6 protein-coding genes are annotated in these 4,756 nt (G+C 64.9%); 3 read left to right on the top strand and 3 right to left on the bottom strand.

Annotated features, from left to right (window positions below):
• Nucleotides 1–883 (top strand): restriction endonuclease (locus DYI24_RS21465; protein WP_164573769.1); only part of this gene is annotated, 883 nt, incomplete at its 5' end.
• A 175-nt stretch (nt 884–1,058) separates the two neighbouring features.
• Entirely contained in the window at nt 1,059–1,622 is a 564-nt protein-coding gene (locus DYI24_RS21460) for a type 1 glutamine amidotransferase domain-containing protein (protein WP_164573768.1), read from the top strand.
• Nucleotides 1,623–1,816: 194 nt separating this feature from the next.
• On the opposite strand, the gene DYI24_RS21455 is transcribed toward DYI24_RS21460, so the two are convergent.
• Nucleotides 1,817–2,188: a hypothetical protein gene (locus DYI24_RS21455; protein WP_164573767.1), complete on the bottom strand. Its 372-nt coding sequence runs from the start codon at nt 2,186–2,188 to the stop codon at nt 1,817–1,819.
• A 226-nt stretch (nt 2,189–2,414) separates the two neighbouring features.
• Between DYI24_RS21455 and DYI24_RS21450 the strand changes: the two genes are divergently transcribed.
• Complete coding sequence (locus DYI24_RS21450; RefSeq protein WP_164573766.1) at nt 2,415–3,233, top strand: lytic murein transglycosylase; 819 nt, start codon at nt 2,415–2,417, stop codon at nt 3,231–3,233.
• Between the two features lie 30 nt (nt 3,234–3,263).
• Here the strand turns inward: DYI24_RS21450 and DYI24_RS21445 are convergent, their stop codons facing one another.
• Complete coding sequence (locus tag DYI24_RS21445; RefSeq protein WP_107343441.1) at nt 3,264–3,977, bottom strand: flagellar hook capping FlgD N-terminal domain-containing protein; 714 nt, start codon at nt 3,975–3,977, stop codon at nt 3,264–3,266.
• A gap of 12 nt (nt 3,978–3,989) precedes the next feature.
• A partial coding sequence (locus DYI24_RS21440; RefSeq protein ID WP_164573765.1) for a flagellar hook-length control protein FliK occupies nt 3,990–4,756 on the bottom strand: 767 nt, incomplete at its 5' end.

Raw genomic sequence — 4,756 nt, 5'->3', positions numbered from 1 at the left:
GGGGAGTGCCGACGATCGACTGCAGGCGATCCGGTGGCTTGGGCAATCGCGAGACATCGTCGCGAGCGAACTGAGTGTTGCGGACAAGGTCAGGCGTCTGTCTAGTCTCGTCGACTCTCGTTCCGTGGTGAAGTTCGTCGCGGCGCGCGTCACTGAGGCAGTTCAGAATTACAGGCACTCGAATCTTCCTATCGCCGTGAAAGTTGCCATCCCGGCGACCCTGGCCGCCGTTCCTCTCGTTGGAGGCCAGGCCGCCGGACTGGCTGCATTCGGCGGCGCCATCGGCGTGCCGATCCTGCTTTTGGTCTTCCTCGGCGCCGCAGGGATCACGTCGATTATCGAGGCGATCATCAGGGATCCCGCGCCGCGGCCGGCCATCGCAGAGGTCATCGACATCATCATCAAGGATGAACGTCTGCGCGAGACCAGCTGGAAAATGAAGGCCGCAATGCGCGAACGTCCGGTGGACCCGGTCCGGTTCGCGACACCCCAGGAAGGAGCCGGTGTTCACGACGCACTGCTGAAGATGGATCCCTTCCAGTTCGAACGCCACGTCATGAGCTTCTTCGAGAGCGCGGGATGCAAGTCATGGGTCACCCAGAGGTCCAACGACCTCGGCGTCGATGGATTTGCAGTCCACCCGAAAGGCCTCATCGTCACACAGTGCAAACGGAACGCGCCCGACAATCGGGTCGGGCGACCCGTCGTGCAGCAGTTTAAGGGGGTCATCGAAGAGCAGAATGCCTACCACGGCTACATCGTGACGACATCGTCGTTCTCAGAAGAGGCACGGCAATCCGCGGTGTTATCGGGCCGGATAACGCTGGTTGATTCCGGCGAGTTGGTATCTTGGCACTTCGAAGCTCCTCGCTTCGATTTGTAGGTGAAGTCGTAACCCGCAGGGATACCGGTTGCTGTGTTCTGCCTGCCCCCTCAATACCGGGTCGCTGCTCTTCCCCGTTCCCTGACAGCGGCTGATCTGCAGTGTTCCCTGCGGAACGATCATCCGTGCCTGCGATTACTCAGCGGGGCGCTGATCAACGACAGGGAGAGCACATATGGCAGGCCAACTCGATGGCAAGCGCGTCGCTATTCTGGCTACCAACGGCTTCGAACAGTCGGAACTGGAAACCCCGCGTGACAAGCTGAAGGCGGCCGGAGCGCAGGTCGATATCGTCTCGCCGGAACAGGGCGAGATCAAAGGCTGGGACATGAAGGATTGGGGCCGGCCGGTGAAGGTCGACAAGCAGCTCGGCGCGGTGAAGGCCGGCGATTACGACGCGATCGTGCTGCCGGGCGGCCAGATCAATCCGGACCTGCTGCGGGTCAATCCGGACGCGCTGAAGCTGATCAAGGCGTTCTATGATGCCGGCAAGCCGGTGGCGGCGGTGTGTCACGCGCCGTGGCTCCTGATCGAAACCGGCATCGCCAAGGGCAAGCGGATGACCTCGTATCACTCGATCAAGCAGGACGTGATCAACGCCGGCGCCAAGTGGGAGGATTCCCAGGTCGTCACTGACAACGGCCTGATCACCTCGCGCAACCCGGGCGACCTTGAGGCGTTCTCGGCCAAGATTATTGAGGAGATCCGCGAGGGCAAGCATCAGCGCCGCGCGGCCTGATGCATGAACGGTGACGGCGGCGCTCAGCCGCCGTTTCGCCACGGTGATCCGCGACAGTTCCAGGATGCGAACAACGACCGCGCCGATGGGTTCATCGGCGCGGTTTTGATGCCAGAGGAGCCGCGATGGCGCGGGCCGAGCGGATCGGGAGAGGTGGAGCGCTACGGCGCCGGAAGGCGCCGCAAGCTGCCGGCTCAGAGGCTGCCGTGCCGACGCACTGCGCGGGCGCCATGCTCGGCGCGGACCGGGATCGCCTTGGCGCCGGGGATCAGTTCGATCGGCAATTCCAGCTTCTTGCCGCCCTTGCCGCCGCCGCGCAGATCGCTGCCCATTGCCATGATGGCCGAGCCCATCGCGGCCGAACCGAAAGTCACGACGAAGCCGAACAGCAGCAGACCGAGCGCGGTGCCGGGCGAGTCGTCGGCGAAGATCAGATCGCGCAGATGGCCGGGGTTGAGATACAGCAGCCCGCCGAGCAGCAAAGCCGCGATCATCACACCGATCGCCAGATTGATCGCCAGCAGGCGAAACAGCGGTTGGCCCAGCAAGGCACTCCGGCGCGGCATGATGTTCTTCCCTTCGCTAACGATGGTTCGCCAGCTTGTCGCCAGCGTCCCTGGATTCGGGGCCGACTTGTCGGGTCAGATATGGCGCTGTTGGTCCCGCCTCGCAACCGCAAGTATGAAATGGTAGATTCGCGCGGTTGTCATAGCAATACGCATCAATACGCATTCAGGTTCGGTACGCCGTCCTTTCCCTTCGCCATTTCCCTTGTTTGGAGACACGATTCAGATGTTGAAGCTGCGCCTTGCTCTCGTCACCTGCGCCCTCGGCGGCGCCCTGCTGTCCACCGCGCCGGCTGAGGCCGCCCGCTGCGGCGGCGACTTCAACAGCTTCATTGCCAGCTTCTCCGCTGATGCAGCCCAGGCCGGAATTTCCCAGGGCGTGATTTCGCAGGCGCTCGGCGGCGTCACCGAGGACCCCGGCGTGCTGGCGTTCGATCGCCGCCAGCGCGGCACCTTCAACAAGAGCTTCGAACAATACGTCTCGACCCGGGTCGGCGCCGGCCGCATCAAGGCCGGCCGCGCGATGCTGATGCGCCACGCCTCGCTGCTGTCGCGGATCGAGCGCCAGTTCGGCGTGCCGCCGCAGATCGTGGTGGCGATCTGGGGCCTGGAGACCGATTATGGCAAGGGCGACATGGGCAAGCTGCCGGTGTTCCGCGTGCTGGCGACGCTGGCGCATGATTGCCGCCGGACCGAGCTGTTCCAGGGCGAACTGCTGGCGGCGCTGCAGATCCTGCAGCGCGGCGACCTGACGCTGCGCGATATGGTCGGTGCTTACGCCGGCGAAATCGGCCAGACCCAGTTCCTGCCGTCGTCCTACATCAAGTACGGCGTCGACTACGACGGCAACGGCCACGTCAATCTGCGCCACAGTGTGCCGGACGTGCTGGCCTCGACCGCCAATCTGCTGAAGAGCGCCGGTTGGAAGGCCGGCGGCTCCTACGAAGAAGGCTCGGCGAATTTCGAAGCGATGCGCGAGTGGAATCGTGCGCTGGTGTATCGCAAGACGATCGCTTACTTCGCCGACAAGCTGATCGAGCAGTAAGCGCCCGGCAGATCCGGGCGCGGAGCACCGTCACATCGAGGTGGCGGTGCTGTTGGCCCGGACCAGCTTGTTGATCTGGTCGAGCGAGAAGTTCTGGCCGCCGATCGACAGTTTTGGCGGCGTCTGGGTGAGGTCGACGGAGTCGATCGTGCCCTGGATCTGGGTGGAGACCGTGGCGGTCTTGCCCGACGCATCGGTGGCGACGATCGACAGCTTGTAGTTGCCGTCCGGCCACTGGGTGCCGTCGTTGCCGCGGCCGTCCCATTTGAACGCCTGATCCTTGCCGGCATTGATGGTGAACTTGCCGGAATACACCGTCTGGCCGGTGTCGCTCTGAATCGAAACCTGGGCGCTGACCGGCTTGTCGGTCGACAGCGACCAGATCGCATTGCCTTTGGTCATCTGCACCTTGCTGCCATCGACGATGGCGTTGGCGCCGACCAGGCTCATCGCTTGTGTCGCCTGTGCGGTGGTTTGCAGCTGCACCAGCGAGCTGAGCGAGTCGTTGGTCTTGAGCTGCTGTTCGATGCCGGCGAACTGCACCAATTGCTGGGTGAACTGGTTGGTGTCCAGCGGGTCGGTCGGGTTCTGGTTCTTGAGCTGTGTCGTCAGCAGCGTCAGGAAGGTCTGGAAATTGTCCGCGATGCCCGGGGTCGAGCTGGTCTTGGACTTGGCGCTGTCGGCGGAGTAGTTCGGATTCGGGGCCGAGTACGGCGTAGTCGCGGTTGTGTAATCGACGGACATGCGCGTTGCTCCTCAGATTCGAATATCGACGCCGCCGCTCGCACCGAGCATGCGGCCGTAGCCGCGGCTCGCGACCGGCGTGGGCGGCAGTTCATCCTGCGAAATCACCAGCCGCTGCGACCTGCGGCCGCTCTCCTGCTGCTGGCCCTGCTGACCCGACGAGGACTGGTCACGCAGGCTGAACTGCAGGCCGCTGTCGCCGGTCTTCAAACCGGCGTCGTCGAGCGCGCGCTGCAATTGGGTCTGATCCTGGCGCAGCATCTGCAGCGTCTCAGGCTTCTCCACCGTCAGATGCGACGTCACCTGGCCGTGGCGATCGACGTCGATCCGCACGTCGATGCGGCCGAGTTCGGCCGGATCGAGACGGATGTCGAAGCGGGTCGCGCCGCCTTTGGCGCGGGTGGCGATCTCGACGGCGAGCCCTTCGACCGGCACCGGCGCGTTGGCGGCGTTGGTCGCGGTGAGCTGCGAGGCGGCCGCCGCATTGACGCCGGTGGTGGCCGCCGGCTGCAGATGCTGGGGCACCGCGACCGGCGTCTGCGGCAGCATGGTGTTGGCGTCGGCCTGCGCCTGGGCTTGCGGCAGCGCCGCGTCCGGCTTCAGGTGCGAGGCGCCGGCCTTCGGCGACGCATCGTCGCCGGCGCCAGCGAGCGCGTGGGCGAGCTTCGCCTCTCCGGCCGGCTGGCCGTCGGGCGTGGTCTGGCCGGGCTGCGGCGGCACCGGCGTTCCGGTGGTGGCGTTGGCAGTTGCCGCCTGAGCGGCTGCGGCCTGCGCGGTCG

Source organism: Rhodopseudomonas sp. BR0C11 (assembly GCF_010820945.1).
GTDB classification, from domain to species: Bacteria; Pseudomonadota; Alphaproteobacteria; order Rhizobiales; family Xanthobacteraceae; genus Rhodopseudomonas; species Rhodopseudomonas palustris_H.
This window is presented reverse-complemented; position numbering and strand designations above follow the sequence as displayed.